Source organism: Bacteroides acidifaciens, from assembly GCF_024623065.1.
Taxonomy (GTDB): Bacteria; Bacteroidota; Bacteroidia; order Bacteroidales; family Bacteroidaceae; genus Bacteroides; species Bacteroides acidifaciens.
On sequence record NZ_JANJZR010000031.1, the window covers coordinates 27,039 to 50,613 of the forward strand.

The 23,575-nt window shown below is 42.1% G+C and carries 15 protein-coding genes and 7 pseudogenes; 13 read left to right on the forward strand and 9 right to left on the reverse strand.

What is annotated here, in order from left to right; translation table 11 throughout:
• The first annotated feature begins 2 nt into the window (after positions 1–2).
• The 4 genes from NSB03_RS10860 (at position 3) to NSB03_RS10875 (ending at position 6,568) form a co-directional block, all read left to right on the forward strand.
• Complete coding sequence (locus NSB03_RS10860) at positions 3–653, forward strand: abortive infection family protein (protein WP_024987128.1); 651 nt, start codon at positions 3–5, stop codon at positions 651–653.
• Positions 634–3,768, forward strand: a complete 3,135-nt coding sequence (locus tag NSB03_RS10865) for a type I restriction endonuclease subunit R (RefSeq protein ID WP_024987129.1) — start codon at positions 634–636, stop codon at positions 3,766–3,768. The genes NSB03_RS10860 and NSB03_RS10865 overlap by 20 nt, the downstream gene beginning before the upstream one ends.
• Positions 3,769–3,794: 26 nt before the next feature.
• Positions 3,795–5,912, forward strand: coding sequence for a DUF262 domain-containing protein (locus NSB03_RS10870; RefSeq protein WP_257466390.1), 2,118 nt, complete (start codon positions 3,795–3,797; stop codon positions 5,910–5,912).
• Between the two features lie 221 nt (positions 5,913–6,133).
• Entirely contained in the window at positions 6,134–6,568 is a 435-nt protein-coding gene (locus tag NSB03_RS10875; RefSeq protein WP_024987130.1) for a DUF6078 family protein, read from the forward strand.
• Between the two features lie 101 nt (positions 6,569–6,669).
• Here NSB03_RS10875 and NSB03_RS10880 read toward each other — a convergent pair whose 3' ends face one another.
• The 4 genes and pseudogenes from NSB03_RS10880 to NSB03_RS20765 form a co-directional block, all read right to left on the reverse strand.
• A complete protein-coding gene (locus NSB03_RS10880) occupies positions 6,670–8,760 on the reverse strand; it encodes a BT4734/BF3469 family protein (protein ID WP_257466391.1) in 2,091 nt (696 codons plus the stop codon).
• 573 nt (positions 8,761–9,333) lie between these two features.
• A pseudogene (locus NSB03_RS10885) lies at positions 9,334–9,555 on the reverse strand (hypothetical protein); the annotation flags it as partial.
• A 5-nt stretch (positions 9,556–9,560) separates the two neighbouring features.
• A pseudogene (locus NSB03_RS10890) lies at positions 9,561–11,234 on the reverse strand (ATP-binding protein); the annotation flags it as partial.
• Positions 11,207–11,596: pseudogene (locus NSB03_RS20765) on the reverse strand (hypothetical protein); the annotation flags it as partial. The pseudogenes NSB03_RS10890 and NSB03_RS20765, both read right to left, overlap by 28 nt.
• A 204-nt stretch (positions 11,597–11,800) precedes the next feature.
• On the opposite strand from NSB03_RS20765, the gene bla reads away from it, so the two are divergent.
• The 3 genes and pseudogenes from bla to NSB03_RS10915 all read left to right on the forward strand — a co-directional run bounded on the left by bla (position 11,801) and on the right by NSB03_RS10915 (position 14,559).
• A complete protein-coding gene (gene bla / locus NSB03_RS10900; protein WP_024987133.1) occupies positions 11,801–12,706 on the forward strand; it encodes a class A beta-lactamase, subclass A2 in 906 nt (301 codons plus the stop codon).
• Positions 12,707–12,740: 34 nt separating this feature from the next.
• Positions 12,741–14,019, forward strand: a pseudogene (locus tag NSB03_RS10910) (GNAT family N-acetyltransferase).
• 18 nt (positions 14,020–14,037) lie between these two features.
• Positions 14,038–14,559 (forward strand): HEAT-like fold family protein, encoded by a 522-nt coding sequence (locus NSB03_RS10915; protein WP_257466392.1) that lies wholly within the window; start codon positions 14,038–14,040, stop codon positions 14,557–14,559.
• A gap of 74 nt (positions 14,560–14,633) precedes the next feature.
• Here the strand turns inward: NSB03_RS10915 and NSB03_RS10920 are convergent, their stop codons facing one another.
• Positions 14,634–15,098, reverse strand: coding sequence for a MaoC family dehydratase (locus tag NSB03_RS10920; protein WP_024987136.1), 465 nt, complete (start codon positions 15,096–15,098; stop codon positions 14,634–14,636).
• 118 nt (positions 15,099–15,216) lie between these two features.
• Positions 15,217–15,360, reverse strand: a pseudogene (locus NSB03_RS10925) (SGNH/GDSL hydrolase family protein); the annotation flags it as partial.
• 70 nt (positions 15,361–15,430) lie between these two features.
• Between NSB03_RS10925 and NSB03_RS10930 the strand changes: the two are divergent.
• Positions 15,431–17,110, forward strand: coding sequence for an RluA family pseudouridine synthase (locus NSB03_RS10930; protein ID WP_135037194.1), 1,680 nt, complete (start codon positions 15,431–15,433; stop codon positions 17,108–17,110).
• Positions 17,111–17,162: 52 nt separating this feature from the next.
• On the opposite strand, the gene NSB03_RS10935 is transcribed toward NSB03_RS10930, so the two are convergent.
• Positions 17,163–17,369, reverse strand: a complete 207-nt coding sequence (locus tag NSB03_RS10935; protein ID WP_024987137.1) for a hypothetical protein — start codon at positions 17,367–17,369, stop codon at positions 17,163–17,165.
• A 72-nt stretch (positions 17,370–17,441) separates the two neighbouring features.
• Here NSB03_RS10935 and NSB03_RS10940 point away from each other — a divergent pair, with 72 nt between their 5' ends.
• Positions 17,442–17,741 carry a nitrous oxide-stimulated promoter family protein gene (locus tag NSB03_RS10940; protein WP_024987138.1) on the forward strand — a complete coding sequence of 100 codons (300 nt, stop codon included), beginning with the start codon at positions 17,442–17,444 and terminating at the stop codon, positions 17,739–17,741.
• 34 nt (positions 17,742–17,775) lie between these two features.
• Positions 17,776–18,101 (forward strand): annotated as a pseudogene (locus tag NSB03_RS10945) (SDR family NAD(P)-dependent oxidoreductase); the annotation flags it as partial.
• A gap of 72 nt (positions 18,102–18,173) precedes the next feature.
• On the opposite strand, the gene NSB03_RS10950 reads toward NSB03_RS10945, so the two are convergent.
• Both NSB03_RS10950 and NSB03_RS10955 read right to left on the reverse strand, forming a co-directional pair.
• Positions 18,174–18,437, reverse strand: a complete 264-nt coding sequence (locus tag NSB03_RS10950) for a GNAT family N-acetyltransferase (protein ID WP_024987140.1) — start codon at positions 18,435–18,437, stop codon at positions 18,174–18,176.
• Positions 18,438–18,672: 235 nt separating this feature from the next.
• A pseudogene (locus NSB03_RS10955) lies at positions 18,673–18,759 on the reverse strand (NAD-dependent epimerase/dehydratase family protein); the annotation flags it as partial.
• Positions 18,760–18,965: 206 nt separating this feature from the next.
• Between NSB03_RS10955 and NSB03_RS10960 the strand changes: the two are divergent.
• Genes NSB03_RS10960 through galB form a run of 3 tightly spaced genes read left to right on the forward strand, consistent with a single transcriptional unit; the run spans position 18,966 to position 23,386 of the window.
• Complete coding sequence (locus NSB03_RS10960) at positions 18,966–19,946, forward strand: lytic transglycosylase domain-containing protein (RefSeq protein WP_024987142.1); 981 nt, start codon at positions 18,966–18,968, stop codon at positions 19,944–19,946.
• Positions 19,947–19,964: 18 nt separating this feature from the next.
• Positions 19,965–20,843, forward strand: coding sequence for an ion transporter (locus NSB03_RS10965; RefSeq protein WP_024987143.1), 879 nt, complete (start codon positions 19,965–19,967; stop codon positions 20,841–20,843).
• Between the two features lie 41 nt (positions 20,844–20,884).
• Positions 20,885–23,386, forward strand: coding sequence for a beta-galactosidase GalB (gene galB / locus NSB03_RS10970; RefSeq protein WP_135037197.1), 2,502 nt, complete (start codon positions 20,885–20,887; stop codon positions 23,384–23,386).
• The last annotated feature ends 189 nt before the right edge of the window (positions 23,387–23,575 follow it).

Consider the following 23,575-nt stretch of genomic DNA (forward strand, 5'->3'; position numbering starts at 1 on the left):
CTATGCTTTGGATTCGAAAATATATTAACCAAACACCGAGTTTCAACTACTTTGAGACTCACATTTCAACCATCGAAAAGACAGTTGAAACGAATCCTGCATTATGTATAGAAACCTGTAAAAGTTTAGTTGAAAGTATATGCAAAACAATACTTACTAATCAAAATATCGAACACGATAACTATGGGCAATTTCAAGCTTTGGTAAAGCAAACAATAAATTGTCTGATAGATGCAAATGAATGCTATAAAGATGATTTATGTGAACTCGCCAGGAGAATAGCGTCAGTCTCCCAAAAACTAGCAGAAATAAGAAATATTTCCGGATTTGCGTCTCACGGTCAAGACATTAACCATATCTCAATGAGTACAACAATGTCCTTACTGGCATACAAAATAACAGATGTGTTAGGTGGGTTTATTATACATTATTATATAAATCATGCAAGTAAAAGAGACTCACGCATACATTATGAAGACTGCCAAGAATTTAACGAACTGTTTGACGAAGAAAATCCTCTGGAATTAGGTGGAGTTATTTTATCTGCTTCCGAAGCATTATATAAACAAGACTATCAAGCATACAAAGAAATATATTTTTCATATTTAGATAACTTAGCAAAAGAACGAAAATATGTCATTTACAGAAGGTAGTTATGAAAAAGCATTGATAGCTCTCTTCGAGAACTTAGGCTATCAGCATCAATATGGTCCCAATATTGAACGGGACTATTATGTACCTTTTTATGAAGAACAATTAATTGAAAGCTTAACCACTATCAATTATGGAAAACCTCGCCCGGCAATTGACGAAGCCATATCTAAACTAAAAGATATCGAAATAGGTAGCCTGCCACAAAGAAATGAGCTTTTCATGGACTATCTTCAACATGGAATCGAGGTCTCTTTTTTCAACGGAAAAGAACAACGTAACGATATCATCTACCTGATAGATTACAATGACAAAAACATCAAGCGTAATGACTTTAAAGTTATTAATCAATGGACGTTCGTTGAAAATTCAGAAAAGCGTGCTGATATTATTCTATTTGTCAATGGTTTGCCACTCGTTGTGATTGAGTTAAAATCTCCATCAAGAGAAGAAACAAATGTATCTGAAGCCTATCTTCAGTTACGTAATTACATGAAAGAAATTCCCTCACTTTTCGTATATAATGTCTTTTGTGTAATGAGTGACATGGCTTGCTCAAAAGCGGGAACGATCACCAGCAATGAAGACCGTTATATGGAATGGAAAACCAAAGACGGGAAATATGAAAGTTCCCAGTTTATTGATTATGATACCTTTTTTGAAGGAATATTCATAAAAGAACGTTTCATTGACATTATCAAGAATTTCATTTGTTTTTCTAAAGAAGAGTCAGGTGCTGCAAAGATTTTAGCCGCCTATCACCAATATTTTGCTGTGAAGAAAGCAGTAGAACGAACTAAAAAGGCAACACAAGGTGACGGAAAAATCGGAGTCTTCTGGCATACGCAAGGAAGCGGAAAATCACTATCAATGGTATTTTACGCTCATCTTCTTCAGGATGAATTAAGCCAACCAACTATTGTAGTTATTACCGACCGGAATGATTTGGACGATCAACTCTATACTCAATTCTCCAAATGCCAACAATTCTTGCGCCAAATACCCATACAAGCTAAAAGCCGGGAAGATTTAAAATCACTATTAGCCGGACGAGAAGCCAACGGAATAATCTTCACTACAATGCAGAAGTTTGAGGAATCTGACGAACCTCTGTCTCTAAGAAGAAATATTGTAGTCATGACTGATGAAGCACATCGAGGACAATATGGATTTGAAGAAAAAGTAAACGAAGAAACTGGAAAAATATCAATCGGTACTGCAAGAATTATACATAATTCATTACCCAATGCGTCCTTTATAGGTTTCACAGGAACGCCCATTTCCACTAAAGATCGAGATACAACAGAAGTGTTCGGCGACTATATCGACATCTACGATATGACACAAGCAGTATCCGATGGTGCAACTTGTCCTGTGTACTATGAATCTCGTGTCATCAACCTGAATCTTGACAAAGATACATTGAAAGCAATAGATGACGAATATGAAATACTTGCGTCGGAAGGTGCTACTGAAGAACAGATAGAAAAGAGTAAAAAACAAATGTCGCACCTTGAAGAGATACTTGGCGCACCTGCTACCATAGATTCACTGTGCAAAGATATTATAAATCATTACGAAGAAAACAGGCAATTTGAATTAACAGGAAAAGCAATGATCGTCGCTTATTCCCGCCCTATCGCAATGAGTATCTATCATAGAATCTTAGAACTTCGCCCCGACTGGACTGATAAAGTGAAGGTGGTAATGACAGGCAGCAATAAAGATCCGGAAGAGTGGCATGACATTATTGGCAACAAACAATACAAGAAAGAACTTGCCAAGAAATTCAAAGACAACAATGACCCTATGAAAATAGCCATAGTCGTAGATATGTGGCTTACAGGCTTTGACGTACCATCTCTAGCGACAATGTATGTCTATAAGCCAATGAGTGGGCACAATCTCATGCAAGCAATAGCTCGTGTGAACCGCGTCTTTAATGACAAAGCCGGTGGACTTGTTGTCGACTATATCGGAATAGCCAAAGCATTGAAACAAGCAATGCACGACTATACAGTGCGAGATCAAAAAAGATTCGGCAATCCCGATATCAAAAAAACTGCTCTTATTAAGTTTCAAGAGAAATTGGAAGTTTGCCGAGATATCTTCCACGGTTTTGATTATAGCAACTTTCAATCCGGCACAGATAACGATCGTGCACAAATTATCAAAGGGGGAGTCAACTTCCTCATGGACAGTAATAAGAATGATAAAATGCAACTATTCCAAAAGGAATCGTCCCTATTACATAGTTCAATCACATTATGCCGTAGCCTGCTTAATGAGCAACAACGCTATGAAGCAGCTTTTTTTGAGACAGTACGCATATTACTATCCAGAATGACAGGCAAAGGTAAAGTTTCCAAAAAAGAAATAAACGCCCGTATTGGCGAACTTATCAAACAAAGTGTAAAAAGTGAAGGTATAATCAATTTATTCTCGGATGTAAAAGCCGAATTCTCCATTTTTGACACAGCATTCTTGGAAGAAATATCCAAAATGAAAGAGAAAAATATAGCAATAGAGCTATTAAAGAAACTTTTGGCGGAAAGAGTTACCATATATCAAAAAACTAATTTAGTTCAAGCGGAAAAGTTTTCTGATTTATTAAACAGAGCATTATCTAACTATTTGAAAGGATTACTTACTAATGAAGAAGTCATTCAAGAGTTATTAAAGCTTGCTGCAGAAATCTCGGAATCAGAAAATCAAGGCAATGAATTAGGACTTACTGCAGAAGAAAAATCATTTTACGATGCTTTGACCAAACCGAGAGCAGTACAAGATATATATACGAACGAACAACTAGTTGCGATGACAAAGGAGTTAACAGACGCTCTACGCAAAAATCGCACAATTGACTGGCAGAAAAAAGAATCCGCCAGAGCAGGGATGCGCCGTATGATAAAAAGACTTTTGAAAAAATATAAATATCCACCAGAAGAAGCTGAAAATGCACTGGAAACAGTTATCCATCAATGTGAGCAATGGACTGATAATGATTCTGATGAATACTCTATCAATGAAAGTATACAAAAGTATAACTTTCAACCAAGCTACTACTCAATAGCTGCTGATGAAATACAAGAAGGATATAATAAAAAAAATCAATGACTTTTAAAGATTTAATTGAATAACATATGAAAGGACATGAAATACCTCTTAGTAAATATATTGAAGGAAACAAAATGCAATTAATTATTCCTGTATATCAAAGGAACTATGACTGGAAAAAAGAAAATTGCGATCAGTTGTTTAACGATCTGAAAAAGCTAGTCCATTCCGAAAGGAACCATTTCTTCGGATCTATTGTAACAGGAGTAGCTGATTCAATTGGGAATAACAGGCTTGTTATAGATGGTCAACAACGTATTACAACCATTTCTATTCTTCTTTTAGCAGCGATACATGCTTCAGAAAAAGGAGAAATGGAGATAAGTGATATTTATAAAATAGATGAAGCCACAGAAATTTTCCTAATGGCAAAATATTGTGCATCTGAAAGGAAATATAAACTTGTCCCTATAGAAAGGGATATGGAGGCTTACGATAAAGTATTTGCTGGCGACCCGACAAAGTTTGTGACGGACTCCAAAATTACCAATAACTACATTCATTTCTATGAATTACTTACAAAAGGAAATCGGCCTTTCACTTTTGATGAATTGCTGAATGCAATCGAAAAACTTCAAATAATTTCTATTGAGCTCGAATCAAGCGATGATGCACAACTTATCTTCGAAAGTTTAAACTCAACCGGCCTTGCTCTTACAGAAGCAGACAAAATTAGGAATTATCTCCTAATGTCACTATCAAGAGAAGAGCAACAAGAGTATTTTAAAAAATACTGGCAAAAGATTGAACTGTCAACTGGGAATGAGCCTACAATGTTCCTAAGAGACTATCTAACTATAATTCAACAACTCCAACGTCCGCCACGTATAAATCTATTATACTTTGAATGGAAAAAGTACATGGAGGACCGTGATAGGAAGGTTGAGCTTGCTAAGATGTTGGACTATGCAAAATTCTATTATCAAGCGACTAATGCACAACTATCTACCGAAAAACTATCAAAGAAAATGCGACAAATATGTAACATCCAAACAGATGTTTTTAACGTGTTTTTCATTCCATTTTTAAAATATGCCAAAGATAAAGAACTATCAGAGTCGGAAATCTATAATGTGATTGACCTAATAGAAAACTTTATGGCAAGACGTATTGTATGCAATATTCCCGGTAACGCTTTGACACAAGTATTCTGCGCTCTACACAAAGATGTATTGAAAAGTTATGAGGAATATAAAGATGCCGGTATAGATTGTCCGTACAGATACGCCGAAATTTTAACATACCACATTATGAGAAGAGATGGTAACTATCAGTTGCCTCGTGACACACAATTTATTGAAGCCATCAAGACTCGTGACGCATATCACATGCCAAAACCTTTCCAAGTATTTTTATTTGAACGCCTCGAAAATGCTATTTCAGGTGAGTACAATGACGTTGCTAATCAAATGAATAAAAAAAATGCAAGCATTGAACATATTATGCCACAAACACTTAATGACGAATGGCGCCAGATGCTTGGCAGCAAGTATGAAGCTCTAAAAGAGAAATACCTTCATACCTTTGCAAACCTGACTTTGACTGGAATCAATAGTGAACTTAGTAATAACTCATTTATTACTAAACGTGACGGTAAAATGAAGAGCGGAACAAAATATCCAGGCTATAAAGATTCCATATATCGCCTTACACGTGGAGTAACAGAATGTAATCAGTGGACAGAGGCTGAACTTATTAAACGTGGTCAAGAAATAGTTGACATTTTTATGAGTTTATATCCTCAGCCAAAAACAGAATTCAAACCAATTCCTAAGCCTATTGATGAAATTAGTCTTGAAGATGAAACATTTAATCCAGCTAATAGATTATTGCGTGGATTCACACTATTTGGACAGACGTACACTGAGACAACATGGAAAAGCATGTTATTACGCATCGTGAATATTTTATCTGACAAGTATCCAGACATAGTGGAATCACTGTATGATGCAGGAAGCTATTTTTGGAAAACACCAGGCGATAATGAACAATATTGCACAAAAATTTCTAATGGCAAATACCTATGGACCTCAATGGATAATAAGAACAAACTTCGTTGTCTACGATATTTGTTTGAAAAGTGCGATATAGCTGAATCCGAATTAACCATTCAGCTAGAAGTTCAAAAAGAGCAAGAGGAATAAATTAAGATTTTAGAATACAAAAAACAGGATTCAAATATAAACAAAATCATAACTGAATCCTGTTTCTATTTACACAAATTTTGAAAAGGACTTCTTACATATCAGTAATATTTGTCCAAACGTTTCTCATTCCCAAAATAAAGCCCTACTTTTGTGAAGAATATTTTCCCGTATATAAACGTATCAACCAAATATTTCACAAATAAAAGAATCCCTACAAAATGAAAGAAGAATCCGACAGTCTGTCTGTCCCCTACAAATTCGCCCGTTGTTACAACGACCGATGCCCGCAAGCCGCAAAATGCTTGCGCTACATAGCTGCACAAAGTGAAACAGCCGATTACCTTTATATTCCCATCGTTAATCCGGCACGTTATCCTGCGGATGGGAACCAATGCGAATGTTTCAAGACTGCCGTCAAAGTTCATGTGGCGTGGGGGCTAAAACGGTTGCTCGACAGAATCCCTTATGAAGATGCGGTCAGTATCAGAATACAATTGATAGGACACTATGGGAAAACAGGATATTACAGGTTTTATCGTGGAGAACGGGGACTTATGCCTAAAGACCAAGCCTACATCAAACAATTGTTCCGCAATAAAGGAATCAAAGAAGAACCAACTTACCAACGCTACACAGAAGAATATATTTGGTAAATTGCTGTCATCTGTCACAGATTAGGGGTTAATACATTCGTAATGAACCGATAAGACTGTGACAGCAAGAGGTGACAGCAAGGTGACGGCATTTTTTGCCGTCACCGGCTCATGAGTCTTACCACATGATAGAGTGTACCGCTACGCGTATGTTTGGAAGGGATTTCCTGCTTTTTCAGTATTCTCCCGAAAGAATTAACCCTTTTGACAGACATCGGGATGGAACTGCCTTTTTGGATTTCTTCCATAATCTCGGCAGGAGACAACCACTCCCCTTCTTCCGACTGCGCGGCACGGAAATAACGGAAGAAAAGTTGCTCTTCCGGCGGAACTTGTTCAAATTCACGGTTGTTTTCCACCATAATCTTTTCTTCCTCCCGGTCGAACCAGTAACGCTCGCCATGTTCCAATTCATACATGGCTTGCGCATAAAGCTGCTCATAGTCTATCGGACGGTTGGTGTCAATCACTCCGGTCACTTCGATGCAAATAAAACGACGGCTACCGGAAGGGTCGGTCAACAAGTCTTTTTGGTTACTCGTAGCTATAAACGAGGCGTAACGACGCATTTCGAGCACGGCACTCCCATGGGGTTTCCTCACATTCAGTACAGGCTTTTGCAAAATATGTTTCAGGAAGCCTTGTTGCGTCGAACTCACCTGATCAAATTCATCTATGTTGATGAGCGCAAAACGATTAAGATAAAGTTCGGCATCTTTCTTTCGGGAGAAATCAATGCTGTCGGTATAGTAGGCACGCTCGGAAGGGGGCATTATGCTCCGGCAAAAGGTAGATTTGCGCGTTCCTTGCGGACCGACCAATAAGGGCGATACACTGTTGGCATACTTTTTATCGCTTCCTTTCCAATGAGAAACCATATTGAGGAACCAACGGTGGAATAAATCCGTCCAATACGGATTCTTACAGGGAACGGTGGCTGCCAACGCGCGGATACGGTCTTTGCCGTCCCACCCGGGAAGCCGGTAGAGAAAATCTTCCAACGGATTGAATACGGGCACGCGATTGGAGTAGACATAACGGCTGATATCCCTGTCCCACAACGGAATGCCTTCCATTTGCGCATCCAAGGCAATGCTGTTCAGCGCACGTTTGTCAAGAGGATTGAAACGGAAACGGAAAGAAAGCCTTTCACGATATTCCACCTCGCCGATTTGGGTGTTATGGCGGAATTCATAGCGGCGTTTCATGAATTCTTCGGTCTGCAAGGCGAGTTGCTGCTCTTTGGTCAGACTGATATGCTTGCCGAAACCTTTGCATTCGGTATATATATTGCCAATCATTTGTCGGATAAGCGCTTCCTGTTTGTGCATATAGAAATGGAAAACGGTACGTTTCACGACTTCTTCCTGGGGAAGTCCCGAAGCAAAACAGTTTTTAGCCAGTTGTACGACTAAAGGATGCCATGTGTCTTCGCGCAATTCGAGTCCCGCTTCCCTAAGATCGATGTATGCTTTGCGCAAGGCAGCCTCGAAAAGCATCAGGAAAGCCATTTCAGCATCATATCCCGGCATGGCACGGATCAATGGAGATTTTTCCGACTGAACCGCTTCGCGGAAAGTGGTTTCTTCGGGCATGGATGACGGTTGGGAGAGATAAAACTGAACCGAATCCGGACGATAGATAATGTCCGGGTCGTAGGATAAGCGTGAATATTGTTCCAAAGTCGGTTCTTTGGGAAGGATATCGAACGGGATTTGGGGCTGATAACACTTCACAGCCAACCGATAGGCGTGGGCATGGAACAGTTCCGCCTCTTCCTGTGTTTTGGGAAGGGAGTTGTCCGGTCGGGTGAAGGTAGTCCATATTTTCACCGTTTTGCCACTTGAACCTACGAAAGCACAACGAGTTTGCGGTTGCTCGCAGGCTTTTCGTTTCACTAAAGCGATTTCGGACTTATTGGATAAAGGACCGACAGTCAGTTCCACCATACCATTGTAGGTTTTCATCTGCTTCTGACCGTTTACTTTTCGGAATTCGGCGGCGGGAATTATCTGAGGAAGTTTATCGGCAAACACACACCGTTTATCGGAAAGGGTATATCGCAGATGCTCTCTGAAGGTAGAAACAGGACGGGATTTTATTTCCGTCTTTATCTTATTCACCAGTATATCAAGATCCATTACGCTGAGCGCTATCGTATCTTCGTTCTTACGAAATTGAGTGATTTTCATTAATTTGATAATAAGTATGTTTGTCAGCGTCTTTATGAGCGTTGAGATTGCTAAGTTAGTCATAATATCCGAGACCGGCAAGGATGACAAGTTATTAATTACAGGTCAACTGATTTTCTCCTGCATGAAATTTTAGTTCCAATTTATAGAAACAATAGTTCCAACGAATAGAAACTATAGTTTCAAGTAATTGGAACCAAAGTTTCAAGTAATTGGAACCAAAGTTTCAAGTAATCGAAACTACAGTTTCAAGCATACGAAACTAAAGTTTCAAACAATACAGAAACTACAGTTTCACCACTTGTCACTATTGATTTCAAGACAGGACACCATTCAGAGATATAGAGACAGCCGATTGAACGTTCTATCTTTCCGGTATTCTTTGTTTCTTATGTGACAGCATTATTGCCGTCACACTGCTGTCACCTTGTGCTGTCACACCATTAAGTGCTTATAATCTGCAAATTAGAACACAATTTGTGACAGATGACAGATATTTTTCATTTTTTTATTTTGTAGAGAGCAGAAGGGGACAACGTTCTCAAAATTATCCAGTGTAATCATATGACTAGTTTAATACTTTATATATCCTTCCTGTTCATACGCTTTCCCATATTTATGAATCATTGCCACCAATGGGCTTAGACGTTCGTCAGAAACCAACATGGCCCGATAACGCAAATACTGATTATCATAAAGCTGCCGGTTGCCGTCCTTGAGGCGTTTCTTCACATCCGCAGGAATGAAAAACTCCGCACGATTGCCCAATTTAGCATAAAATTCATTCAGAAAGAATTTCATAAACGACAACAAATGCCGGACAGAGTAGACTCCTTATTCACTAATTGAGGTTGCAATTCATTGTTGTACAGCACTAGTTCCTCATCCGCCACCTTGCCTATCGTCTCCTGCCAATCCGGTTTATTCTTCTCCAACCATTCGCACAACGAACCTTTTCGTTTCTCAATCAAGGCATCCAATGTCTGCAACTGTTCTTCAATCGCGCTCCGCTCTGTGCAGACAGACTCCATCTTTGCCTGAAATTCCCATTTCAATTCTTTTACTTTCCATTCACACTCCTGTCTCAACTGCTTTATATCTCCTTGCTGCTGACGAATATTAAGTTCCAGTTCCTTGTCTTTTTTGCGCAGTTCGTTGATACCGTCTTCACAATCGGACATTTCCTTTTGATGGGGATGTTCGTATTTCACCTTTTGAAGTTTCAGGTTACACTGTGCCTGTTCATCGCGCAACTGCCGGATACGATTATCCACTGTCTGCACTTTCTCTTCTTGCGTTACCCTTACTTTTTCTTCTTCCACACGAAGCTGTTGCATCAATTCCTCCTGCTTACCGGCAATCTCTGCATTCCGGACATTTATCCGTGCCTGCTGGCTATTCTCAAAAGTACGGAAATCAGCTTCCAGTTTTTCAAACAGCAATCGGTACTTACTCAATACATCCTCATAAGCCCTTGTCAGTTCCGATTTCATATTCCGGACTTGTTCCAGTTCCTGAACCAATAATTCTTCGCAAGATACCCGTTTGATGATTTCTTCAATCTGCATCTGCTCGTAATGCAGACGTTTCTCACGTATCTTTTTGAACAAATCGTTTATTACACCTATCTCCGTAATCAATCCATCACGTTCTTTGGTATACTTTTGTTGCAGTTCACCCATAAGCCGCAACAACCGTTCACGCTCTGTCTCCGCTTTAGCCTGTTCCTCCTTCACTAACGGAATCTCATGCAAAGCCCGTTTCTCCGCAAAGTTAAGCTCCGCACGCCCTTCACCAATCTGCTTTTGGGTATAAATCAAGTCACGATAGGCGTTCATTACTTTCTCCGCCATCTTCCGGACAGGCACTTCTCCATTCTTGTTCTTTGTAAACCAAAGCATCACGTCCCTGTATTCCTGCTCAAACTCCTTAATCTGGCTACGATAGAAATCCAAATCGACAGAGATATCCTCATCACTCATCGAACGGATAATGGTATCTTTTATAAAATCGGCATCCAGTTTGGAATTCAAAAAGACGTTCTGTATCGTACGGGGAATATTCTGATATTTCGCACTTTCCACAATGGCAAACTTGCGGTAAGGTATCATCTCGTGCTTGCGGTTATTACCGAAAATAATGTCCCGATACATTTCATAGCTAGTCACTTGTGCAGTAATCTGAATCTTCGCACCGATGTGTTCGCGGATACGTCCCCATTCGGAATGTACCACATTATGCTCGTCAATAAACCAGTCCTGCTGGAATGGCGCATCAATAAAACGGAAAAACACCCGTCCCTGAGATTTGGCAGCTACCACACAATACGCCCCATTCTCCCGCATCACCTCATAGATAATGTAAGAATTGGCATAAGGAAAATAGAAAGCATCGAAACTTTTCTTCTCTTTCGGAATGCCCAATCTTAGTTTGTCAGCATTGTAAAAGAAGAGGATAGCACGAAGCAGCGTACTGAATTATGCACTTCCTGCAGGTTTACGGTATCTATCATTTGCGACTGCCCATCCAGGTATCCTTCCGGAATGGCATCTGCCAATTGTTTCATTCCCTTCGGAGTATTTTTCTGCCGTGCGACAAGTTTCTTCAAAATCTGAAAAGCCTCATCGGAAGTACGTAGATTATCAATGGAGAGTTTGATGCGATAGCCGACCTGCGGCTCCATCCAAACGGGATTTTTTTGTGCAGCAACAGAACGGATACTTGTATGCTCTTCCAACAGGAACTGGTCTTTCAAATACTTCAGTTTCTTTACTTTTTCAAGGATACGGTTCTGATAATCTATCAGATTCAGATAATGGATGATTTGCTTCTGGATTACTCGTATAGATTTCCGTTACTATAAATTGTAAAGTAACAAGATTCCACAAATATAACGGAAAAAGCATATGAAACCTAATTTTTTTGTTTACAATTTTGTTATAACAGAATTTAGGATATCATCCTCACTTTTTCAAATTTCTATTCATACCTTTGTGATTTCAATAGAAAATTAATAACCCGCTAAAAGAAGAAATTGATTATGCGATCATTCATTGTGTTTCTTTGTTTAATTCCTATCCTGCTGTTTTCCTGTCAGAGTGTCCCTCTTGAGGCACAATTAAAGGAGGCTATCAAAGACAAGAAAGCCGAAATAGGGATTGCCGTCATCATAGACGGAAAAGATACGATAACAGTCAATAATGACAATCATTATCCTTTAATGAGTGTTTTCAAATTTCATCAGGCGTTGGCACTGGCTGATTATATGGCGAAACACAAACAGTCATTAGATACGCTGCTAAAGATAGAGAAATCGGATTTGAAACCGGATACGTATAGTCCGCTACGGGATAAGTATCCGCAAGGCGAGATTGAGATGAGCATTGCCGACCTGCTAAGATACACGCTTCAACAGAGCGACAACAATGCCTGCGATATACTATTCAATTATCAGGGTGGAACGGATGCCGTAGATAAATATATCCATTCGTTAGGTATTCAGGATTGTGCCATCGTCGGTACGGAGGCTGCCATGCACGAAGATTTGGATTTGTGTTATCAAAACTGGAGTACGCCGTTGGCTGCCGCCGAGTTATTGGAGATTTTCCGGCGGGAACCGTTGTTTGCAAAAGAATATAAGGATTTTATCTGGCAGACAATGGTAGAATGCCAGACCGGGCAAGACCGTTTGGTTGCTCCATTGCTTGATAAAAAAGTAACCGTAGGTCACAAAACCGGAACGGGAGACCGTAATGCGAAAGGACAACAGATTGGCTGTAACGACATCGGTTTCGTTCTTTTACCCGATGGACGCACTTATAGCATAGCTGTCTTCGTGAAAGATTCTGAAGAGAGTTTTGCGGACAACAGTAAGATTATCGCTGATATTTCACGTATCGTTTATGAATATGTGATGCAGTCAACTAAAAGAGGGAATAATAGTTAACAGCCATAACGATAAAAAGAATATCTGATTCAAAATGAAACTACATCATATCGCTATCCGGACTTCTCAGTTGGAGGAATTGAAAGAGTTCTATATCCGCTTTCTGGGTGGAAAAAGCAATGAAAAATATGTGAATCCCAAGAAAGGATTCGAGTCTTACTTCATATCTTTCGGTGAAGGACCTTCTTTGGAATTAATGAGCCGCCCCGATGTACAGAATACGGTGATGGAAGAAAACGGTTATTTTGAAAGTATAGTCCTTGACCCAGACGGGAATCGTATAGAATGTGTATATAAGAAAGAAGATGGAAAAGAAAACTGAAACAGGGGAAACTGTGACGCCCTGTAGCCTTGAGACGGTACGGCTGCTACTCCGCCCTTTCCAAGAAGAGGATGCGGAAGTTTTCTTTGCCTGTTGCCAAAACCCGAACTTAGGTAATAATGCAGGATGGGCGCCACATAAGACGATAGAGGAATCGCGGGAGATTCTTCAGAATGTGTTTATCGGCCAGGAGAATATTTGGGCAATGACACTGAAAAACACGCAGCTGCTTATCGGTTCCATCGGAATCGTCCCCGACCTGAAGCGGGAAAATCCGCAGGTGCGTATGCTGGGATACTGGCTTGACGAAGCGTATTGGGGCAAAGGATATATGACAGAAGCGGTGCAGGCTGTACTCAATTACGGGTTCAACGAACTGCAACTCAGCCTCATCACCGCCAATTGCTACCCGCACAACAAGCGGTCTCAGCAGGTGCTCGAACGGAACGGTTTTATCTATGAAGGCGTGCTGCATCAGGCGGAACTGACATACAACGGGAATATATTCGATCATTTGTGTTACTATCTTCCTAATATATGCCGGGCTACCCCGCAGGATTACGACGAGATTCTGGAAGTCTGGGAAGCATCGGTACGCCACACACATCATTTCCTCACGGAAGAACATATCCAGTATTACAAGCCGTTGGTACGTAATCACTATTTACCGGCGGTAGAACTATACATTATCCGGGATGCCGGTAGAAAGATTGTGGCTTTTATGGGACTGAGCGACGAACAAATCGAGATGTTATTCGTAAATCCCGATGAGCAGGGAAAAGGATATGGCAAGCGGTTACTGGAATATGCTACCCAGAAAAGACAGATGGACAAAGTAGACGTAAACGAACAGAATGAAAAAGCACTCAGTTTTTACCTTTATATGGGATTCCAAATCACCGGAAGGGACGAAACGGACGGTATGGGCAAACCTTATCCGATTCTACATTTACAGTTGAAAGAAGCGAATATCAAAGAAAGTGAAAGTTAACCCTAAAAAGAAAGCCACATGAACCTGCGTGCAAAATTATCCGAGCGTCTGCATATCGAAGATATCAGAGAGATACTTCACTTCATACAAGATGACGGACAGCTCAGAGAAGAAGTCTATCAATTTATCTTTGACGAGGACGAGATTGTCTCTTATCAGGCATTATGGGTTTGTACGCATTTCTCAAAGGAAGATGTGGAATGGTTGAGCCGGAGACAGGATGAACTGATTGACGCGGCGATGTCCTGTCCGCATTCGGGAAAACGAAGGATGCTCCTGAACCTGCTTAGCCGGCAACCGGCAGCCAATCCGCCACGAATGGATTTCCTCGATTTCTGTCTGGAGCGTGTCATAACCCGGCGGGAACCGGGCGGAGTACAGTCTCTTTGCATAAAACTTGCCTATCAACTGACTTGCTCTATTCCGGAGTTGCAACAGGAGTTACGCACAATGCTGGAAATTATGGAACCCGAATTATTAAGTCCTGCTATCCGTGCTGTGCGCAAAAATATACTAAAGGCGATGAAAGCTAAGAAGTAGAACATATCAAAAACAAGAGAAGCTGTCTCCCGTCAAAGAAACAGCTTCTTTATTTATGTTATTCATGAACTAAATCAATTGAAATAGTACAAGAATACGGCGACTCCTTCGAGTGCCTTCTTCGGTTGGTCCTTGATTTCGATGGCAAACTTGATTTCGGCTTTTGCCACACCACGGAGATTGGTCAATGAATGAAGTGTAGTCACCAGGCGGATGCTCTGTCCTGCCAACACAGCCTGACCGAATTTCATCTTATCCATGCCGTAGTTAATCATCATCTTCAGATTGTTCACCTGGATTATCTGGTTCCACATATACGGCAGCATGGATAATGTCAGATAACCGTGAGCTATTGTGCTATGATAAGGGCTGTCCACTTTGGCACGTTCCGTATCTACGTGAATCCATTGGTGGTCCAGTGTCGCATCTGCAAAAAGATTGATACGTTCCTGAGAGAGTTCCACATAATCAGAAACGCCTATTTGTTTGCCTACCAGTTTTTCAAATTCTTCGTACGAATTGATAATTACTTTTTCCATAGTCTTATCGCTTTATGGGGGTTATTAATCTATTAACTGATGGCAAAATTAGGAAAAATAAACTGATATACCATCTATTTTTACGATAAAAGCAGCAACAAAAGAAGTCGGGTATCACTCACAAACCGACGGCTTGTTTCACAGCTTCGGCCAGTATGCTGTAACCTTTGCCATTCAGATGCAGGTCGTCGATGGTTAAATCCGGATTCAGCCTGCCGTCCAGCAACAGGCGGTCGAATACATCAAGGTAGATAATATCCGTCACAAATATAGAACAAAATTCGCGGATTTACCTTACTTTTGCACCAATAATCACATTCAAATATAAACCGATGATACATTTTTTCAAAAAGCCCGTTTCACACATTGCGCTACCGGCGAAATTCACTTATCCTTTCCATTATACGCCCCATCCGTTGTGCGTATTGGCGGCAGAGGAAGTGAAAGAGTATATCGCAGGCCGGAAGGAATGGCAGGAAGAATTAGCTCTTGGAAAGATGTTCGGGGTGTTGGTTGTAGTGCAGGAAACGGAAGGAACCATGAACAAAGCCAAAGAAAAAGGTACGGACGAAAAAAGCAGGATAGGTTATTTAGCCGCCTTTTCCGGCAATTTGGCAGGAAAGAACCTTCATTGTTATTTCGTTCCTCCTGTTTATGACCTGCTGCAACCGCAAGGATTTTTCAAGATTGAGGAAGAACAGATTTCCGCTATCAATATCCGCATCAATGAATTGGAGAATAGTCCCTCCTATCTTGAGATGAAAGAAAAACGGGAGATAGAAACCGAACAGGCACAGGCGGAGTTGAATCAGGGCAAGGCGGAACTAAAAGCCGCGAAGGAGGCCAGAGAGATTCGACGCCAGTCTCCAAATGGTATTTCCGAAGAAGAACAAGCTATTTTGATTCGGGAAAGCCAATATCAGAAAGCTGAATATAAGCGAAAGGAGAAGTATTGGAAAAAGCGGTTGGAAGAGAGAGAAACGGAAGTTAATCGTTTCAAGGATGAAATAGAAAGATTGAAAGCAGAACGGAAAGAACGTTCGGCGGCTTTGCAGCAAAAGCTGTTTGGAGAGTTTCGGATGTTGAATGCGAAAGGAGAAGTGAAAGACTTATGTACTATTTTTGAGCAGACTGTACGGAAAGTACCTCCTGGCGGTGCAGGTGAGTGCGCGTTGCCCAAATTGCTGCAATATGCGTATCTTCATCGACTAAAGCCGTTGGCTATGGCTGAGTTTTGGTGGGGAGATTCTCCGAAAAATGAAATCAGACATCATGGTTATTACTACCCTTCCTGTAAGGGAAAATGTGAGCCGATTCTGCAACATATGCTTCAGGGGTTGGAAGTAGACGAGAATCCGTTATTGGATAATGTTCATAAAGATACGAGACTGGAAATCGTGTTTGAGGATGAGTGGTTATTGGTAATCAATAAACCGGCGGGAATGTTGTCCGTTCCAGGAAAGACAGAGGATATGGATTCCGTCTATCACCGTTTGAAGAAAAAATATCCTGATGCAACGGGACCTATGATTGTACACCGGCTCGATATGGCGACTTCGGGATTATTACTTGTCGCAAAGACAAAAGAAGCGCACCGGCATTTGCAGGCACAGTTCGAGAACAGGAGCATAAAAAAACGATATATCGCTTTACTGGACGGGGGCATAGCAGAGGCCGAAAAGACAGGAATAATCTCACTTCCTCTCTGTTTGAACCCGCTCGACCGTCCCCGCCAGATAGTAAGTGAAGAATACGGGAAAGAGGCTGTTACTGAATATCAGATAATCGCAAAATCAAAGCAATATACCCGCATCGCCTTCTATCCGCTGACCGGACGCACCCATCAGTTACGTGTACATGCCGCCCATCCGAAAGGATTGGACTGTCCCATTCTTGGAGACGAACTTTATGGCAAGAAAGCGGACAGACTCTATCTTCATGCCGAGTATATAGAATTCCGCCATCCTGTCTACGGAGACATCATCTGCATACAGAAAGAACCGGATTTTTAAGTTTCCGCCCTCTTTCAAACATCGCACCGGGCAAAAAAAAGAATCTATTACCTTATCTTTTCACCAGTCTTTTAGGAGAGCCATGCCATGAACAGCCTAAACAATAGACTTCTGTCAAATCGAACCCCTCCATGGAATCTGCCGGATTCTTGGGTACAATTTCTCCATCTTCCATCACATAGACCAACAACCTCTCATTCCGGTCGTTCTTTACATATAGAGCAGCAATCTTACATTGCGGACATAATAATTTTCTCATGCCGCAAAGATACAAAACAGAATTGGATAAATTCTCTGTAATCTTCCTTATCTTTGTACAGTAAAAAAAAAGATGAAAAAACAACGTATCACACACGAGAAGAGAACCGTAGAACTGATGATTCGGCTCTACTGCCGCAAAAAGGAGAAGAATACCGCCCTTTGCCCTGATTGCGAAGAGTTGCTCCGCTATGCACACGCGCGTCTCGACCATTGCCCGTTTGGGGAGAAGAAGAGTTCGTGCAAGAAGTGCACGGTACATTGCTACAAACCGGCAATGCGTGAACGGATGCGGCAGGTAATGCGCTTCTCCGGTCCGCGAATGTTGCTATATGCACCCTGGGAAACTATCCGGCATTTGCTGGATTTATAGGAAAACAACGTTAATCTAAACATATATATTTCTAATGAAACGAGCCATTATTATAGGAGCCACCTCCGGCATCGGGCAAGAAGTAGCAAAATGCCTGTTATTGGAAGGCTGGCAAATTGGAATAGCAGGCAGACTATGGAAGTGGAGCTGAATACGGCACGTACCAATGTAGAGGGATTTATCCGCATGGTGGATACCGCTTTTGCATATTTCAAGAAAAATGGCGGCGGATATCTGGCGGTTATCAGTTCCATTGCAGGAACGAAAGGGTTAGGCGTCGCTCCTGCCTACTCGGCAACCAAACGTTTTCAGAACACCTATATTGATGCCCTTGAACAACTTGCACATCTCCAGAATTTGAAGTAACAACACGATACCAGTTTTCAATATAGCCACTCGGAACACTCCATACTCAGATCCTTTTGTTCTTTTTTATCCCAGTTCAGGGTGGCGCTCTAACCACCTCATGGCATATGAGCAGGTGGCTTTCGGTTTCATTCCGTTAGCCAACGCGTAGTCATAAGCGGCTTTCACCAATGCAGCAGCTACTCCGCGGCCTTCTATCGGACGGGGAACAATCGTGTGGATGATGTCGAAAGAATCACCTAAAAGGCGATATTGTACAAAGGCGGTGCGACCGTCTACTTCTGTCTTGAACAGTTTCTGTTCGGGCTGATGAATAATTTTGTAATCCATAATCTTGTTTTTTTTAGAATTGCTCGATCCATTGCAATCGGTTTGTATCGTAGCCACGGCGTTCGGCAGCGGTTCTCGTAGCGGGCTATTTCATATCAAAGCCCCATATAGCGGTTCAAGTCGAGGGTTCGAAAGACTGTTTGAGGAACAACGACTGTTGCCCACGCGTGGTAGGCTTTCGCCATTTCACGGATGAAAGTATATTGGAAGATTTGTTGCGGAGCAACCAGGTTAGAATGATGCGATGTCCGCCCTTTTCGGTCAGATAGTTGGAGAGATGTTTACCTATATATCCGGTAGCTCCGGTCATTGCTATATTCATTTTGATTCTATTGTATATTTAACTATACTAGCAAAACGTATAAAATACAGGAAAAGTTCTTTGAAAAAAACAAAATAAGATTATCTTTGCAATCGGTGTAGTGCTGAAGCAAGGTTTCCTTGCAGCATAATTGCCTTGGGCATGGATTGCTTCAGGTATGAACTATGCTAAAAGGCTGCTTATTTTAAATTAAATAAAGAATTAAAATGAAGAAACAAACTAAAATCAACTATATCCTAACTCTTATATCTGTGTTCTGCATTGGTGCCACTATCCCTACTCTGATAGGTAGCAGCCATGTCAATGAACAACATTCGGCCAAGTCGGAAGTGCCCTACTGCGTCACCTCGCCCACTGTGCCCACCCAAGTCACTTTCGACGGAACCACCATCGACCTTCGCCGCTATGACCGCCGCGAACGGATGGACCGCGAAATGATGGCATTCACCTATATGCACTCTACAACCATGCTCCTGATAAAGCGTGCCAACCGCTACTTTCCTATCGTGGAACCGATATTGAAAGCGAACGGTATTCCTGATGATTTTAAATATCTGATGGTGATTGAAAGTAACCTGAACAACATCGCCCGCTCTCCTGCCGGAGCAGCCGGACTGTGGCAGTTCATGCCTGTCACCGGACGGGAATTCGGCTTGGAAGTGAATGATAACGTGGACGAACGTTACAACATCGAGAAGGCAACCGTTGCCGCCTGCAAGTATTTCAAACAGGCGTATGACAAATATGGCGACTGGTTGACAGTGTCTGCTGCATATAATGCCGGACAGGCTCGCATCTCTTCCCAACTCGACAAGCAACTGGCAAGCCATGCCATGGACTTATGGCTGGTGGAAGAAACGTCACGCTATATGTTCCGTCTGCTCGCTGCCAAAGAAATATTAAGCAACCCGCAACGGTATGGATTCCTGCTGAAAAGAGAACATCTCTACCCGGCTATTCCATACAAGAAAGTGACTGTCAGCACTTCCATCGACAACCTGAGCGATTTTGCCAAACAACAAGGTATCACTTATGCACAACTCCGTGACGCCAACCCATGGCTGCGCGACACTTCGCTGAAAAACAAAACCAGTAAAACCTATGTTCTCCATATCCCCACACAGGAAGGAATGTATTACAACCCGCAAAAGACTGTTGCCTACAACAAGAATTGGGTGATTGACTAACACCATTTTTTCTTTATTATGAAACTGAAAGAAAGAATCCAACGTTTTCTGCATGATGAGAAACTGAAACGAAAGTTATACGTCATCATTTTCGAATCGGATACCCCTGCAGGGAAATTGTTCGATGTGATTCTTATCGGCTGTATCCTGGTCAGCGTGTTACTCGTCATTATTGAAAGCCTGCAAGGACTTCCTTCATACCTGACGACTCCGTTTGTCGTGCTGGAATATCTGTTCACCGCTTTCTTCACGTTCGAGTATCTGACGAGAATTTATTGCTCGCCCCATCCCCGGAAATACGTTCTTAGTTTTTTCGGCATCGTTGACCTGTTGGCTACCCTGCCACTCTATATCGGGCTACTCTTCCCAGGTGCACGCTACCTGCTTATCATACGTGCTTTCCGGCTGATACGGGTATTTCGTGTATTCAAGTTGTTCAACTTTCTAAACGAAGGCGAACGGCTGCTCACAGCCCTGCGCGAGAGCAGCAAAAAGATTGCGGTATTTTTTCTGTTTGTTGTGATTTTGGTTACTTCTATCGGCACGTTGATGTATATGATTGAAGGCACGCATCCCGGCTCACAGTTCAACAATATTCCAAACAGCATTTACTGGGCAATTGTCACCATGACTACTGTAGGTTACGGAGACATCACTCCTGTCACCGGTTTTGGGAAGTTCCTTTCTGCCTGTGTGATGCTTATCGGTTACACCATTATCGCCGTGCCGACAGGTATCGTATCGGCTTCGATGATGAAAGATTATAAACGAAGAAGGGACAAGGAATGTCCCAACTGCCACCGTTCCGATCATGAAGACAATGCGGAATTTTGCAAATACTGTGGAAGCAGTCTGAATCCACCCGAAACAAAAGACGAAGTGAAAGAGGACACATAACTTAAAAATCAAAAAGAAAAACAATCTTTACCCATATATTTATGAATAAACATCTTAAAATCGCAGTAGCTCTATTAGCAGCTTTACCGACATTTACAGTCGCACAAGTGCGCATCGAACAGACCTTTGAAAAGGGATGGAAATTTACCCGCGAAGACAACAAGGATTTCAGTCAGAAAGAGTATGATGACACCAAATGGCAATCTGTTACCGTCCCGCACGACTGGGCTATTTATGGCCCTTTCAGTATCGACAATGACAAACAGAAAGTAGCTATCACCCAAGATGGTCAGAAGGAAGCAATGGAACACGCAGGACGTACAGGCGGACTTCCTTTTGTCGGAGTGGGCTGGTATCGCCTGAATTTTGAGGCTCCGGGATTCTCTTCCGGCAAGAAAGCAACCCTTATCCTTGACGGTGCCATGAGTCATGCCCATGTGTATATCAACGGACAAGAAGCAGGTTGCTGGCCTTATGGCTATAACTCTTTCTGCATTGACGCCACCCCTTACCTGAAAGCGAACGGGCAAAACACATTAGCCGTCCGTCTGGAAAACGAAAACGAGTCTTCACGCTGGTATCCGGGAGCAGGGCTTTACCGGAATGTTCATCTGGTGGTTAACGAGGATGCCCATATCCCGACATGGGGAACGCAACTGACTACTCCTGTCGTGAAAAAGGAATTCGCCAAAGTGAACTTGAAGACCAGTCTTAAGTTTCCTTCCGGCAAGTCCTTTACCGATTACCGTATCGTGACCGAACTGAAAGCTCCCGACGGAAAAGTAGTAGCCACCAACGAGAAAAAGGGGACTAAGTATGACGAAAAAGTCTTTGAACAGAATTTCGTGGTGGATACTCCTTTACTTTGGTCGCCCAACTCACCGTCACTCTATTCTGCCGTATCCAAGGTTTATGAAGGAAATACGCTGAAAGATGAATATACTACACCCTTCGGTATCCGTTCTATAGAAATCATCCCGAACAAAGGATTTTATCTGAATGGAGAACGTACTGTGTTCAAGGGTGTATGCAATCATCATGATTTAGGTCCTTTGGGTGGCATCGCCAATGAAGCCGGCATTCGTCGACAGATACGTATATTGAAGGATATGGGTTGCAACGCCATCCGTACTTCCCACAATATGCCTGCACCGGAATTGATTCGTGCTTGTGACGAGATGGGCATGATGGTAATGGCCGAATCATTCGATGAATGGAAAGGTGCTAAATTGCAGAATGGCTATCATAAGGTTTTCGATGAATGGGTGGAGAAGGATTTAGTAAATCTGCTTCATCAGTTCCGCAACAATCCCAGTGTGGTGATGTGGTGTATCGGTAATGAAGTTCCCGACCAGTGGAACGGCGACCGTGGTCCTAAGCTCTCCCGCTTTCTGCAAGACATTTGCCATCGTGAAGACCCGACACGTCCCGTCACTCAAGGGATGGATGCTCCCGATGCCGTAGTTAATAACAATATGGCTGCCGTGATGGATGTAGCCGGATTTAATTATCGTCCGCACAAATATCAAGAGAATTACAAGAAAATCCCACAACAGATTATCCTGGGTAGCGAGACTGCTTCAACGCTCAGTTCGCGCGGTGTGTACAAACTGCCTGTTGCCCGCCGTTCGATGCATAAATATCCCGACCACCAGGCTTCTTCTTATGACGTGGAACACTGCGGATGGTCTAATCTGCCCGAAGATGATTTCATTCAGCATGAAGACTTGCCGTATTGTATCGGAGAATTCGTATGGACCGGATTTGACTATCTGGGTGAGCCGACGCCTTATTATACGGACTGGCCAAGCCATTCTTCCTTATTCGGAATCATCGACCTTGCCGGATTGCCGAAAGACCGTTATTATCTCTATCGCAGTCATTGGAACAAGAAAGAAGAAACGCTCCATATCCTGCCTCATTGGAATTGGGAAGGACACGAAGGGGAAGTAGTACCTATATTTGTCTATACCAACTATCCGTCTGCCGAGCTGTTCATCAACGGCAAGAGCCAAGGCAAACGCACGAAAGACCTCTCTGTAACAATTGACAACAGTGCCGATTCCGTTTCTATGGCCAACCTTAAACGCCAGCAGCGTTATCGCTTGATGTGGATGGATACGAAGTACGAACCGGGTACAGTGAAAGTGGTGGCTTATGACAAAGACGGCAAGGCTGTCGCTGAAAAGGAGATTCATACAGCCGGAAAGCCTCATCATATCGAACTGACACCGGACCGCGCACAAATTAAAGCTGACGGAAAAGACTTGTCATTTGTAACTGTCAGAGTAGTGGATAAAGATGGGAATCTCTGCCCGCTAGCCGACAATGTTATCAACTTCAAAGTGAAAGGTGCGGGAACATACCGTGCAGGAGCCAACGGAAATCCTGCTTCGCTCGAATCGTTCCAGACACCGAAAATGAAGGTCTTTAACGGTATGATGACTGCTATCGTTTCTTCTTCCGACAAGCCTGGAAAGATTATACTGGAAGCTTCCGGAAAAGGGTTAACGAAAGGTGTGTTGGAGATTGAAAGTAAATAGGAAGTAACGCTCTTATAAAACAAAAGACGGGGTGAGAATCGTAAATACGATGTACAACCATCACCCCATTTTTTGTTATTTCCGTTGAAACAAGCGCTCAAATAAAATTATGAAGTAACCATTCTATTTTCCGCCTTGACACGCATCGCAACCCAGCATATCTTTGCGGCATAACCAATTACTAACAAA

What these genes read in the sequence shown, in the direction of transcription:
- NSB03_RS10860 (WP_024987128.1), top strand. Translation starts at nt 3, where the DNA reads ATGCTTTGGATTCGAAAATATATTAACCAAACACCGAGTTTCAACTAC.
- NSB03_RS10865 (WP_024987129.1), top strand. Translation starts at nt 634, where the DNA reads ATGTCATTTACAGAAGGTAGTTATGAAAAAGCATTGATAGCTCTCTTC.
- NSB03_RS10870 (WP_257466390.1), top strand. Translation starts at nt 3,795, where the DNA reads ATGAAAGGACATGAAATACCTCTTAGTAAATATATTGAAGGAAACAAA.
- NSB03_RS10875 (WP_024987130.1), top strand. Translation starts at nt 6,134, where the DNA reads ATGAAAGAAGAATCCGACAGTCTGTCTGTCCCCTACAAATTCGCCCGT.
- NSB03_RS10880 (WP_257466391.1), bottom strand. Translation starts at nt 8,760, where the DNA reads ATGAAAATCACTCAATTTCGTAAGAACGAAGATACGATAGCGCTCAGC.
- bla (WP_024987133.1), top strand. Translation starts at nt 11,801, where the DNA reads ATGCGATCATTCATTGTGTTTCTTTGTTTAATTCCTATCCTGCTGTTT.
- NSB03_RS10915 (WP_257466392.1), top strand. Translation starts at nt 14,038, where the DNA reads ATGAACCTGCGTGCAAAATTATCCGAGCGTCTGCATATCGAAGATATC.
- NSB03_RS10920 (WP_024987136.1), bottom strand. Translation starts at nt 15,098, where the DNA reads ATGGAAAAAGTAATTATCAATTCGTACGAAGAATTTGAAAAACTGGTA.
- NSB03_RS10930 (WP_135037194.1), top strand. Translation starts at nt 15,431, where the DNA reads ATGATACATTTTTTCAAAAAGCCCGTTTCACACATTGCGCTACCGGCG.
- NSB03_RS10935 (WP_024987137.1), bottom strand. Translation starts at nt 17,369, where the DNA reads ATGAGAAAATTATTATGTCCGCAATGTAAGATTGCTGCTCTATATGTA.
- NSB03_RS10940 (WP_024987138.1), top strand. Translation starts at nt 17,442, where the DNA reads ATGAAAAAACAACGTATCACACACGAGAAGAGAACCGTAGAACTGATG.
- NSB03_RS10950 (WP_024987140.1), bottom strand. Translation starts at nt 18,437, where the DNA reads ATGGATTACAAAATTATTCATCAGCCCGAACAGAAACTGTTCAAGACA.
- NSB03_RS10960 (WP_024987142.1), top strand. Translation starts at nt 18,966, where the DNA reads ATGAAGAAACAAACTAAAATCAACTATATCCTAACTCTTATATCTGTG.
- NSB03_RS10965 (WP_024987143.1), top strand. Translation starts at nt 19,965, where the DNA reads ATGAAACTGAAAGAAAGAATCCAACGTTTTCTGCATGATGAGAAACTG.
- galB (WP_135037197.1), top strand. Translation starts at nt 20,885, where the DNA reads ATGAATAAACATCTTAAAATCGCAGTAGCTCTATTAGCAGCTTTACCG.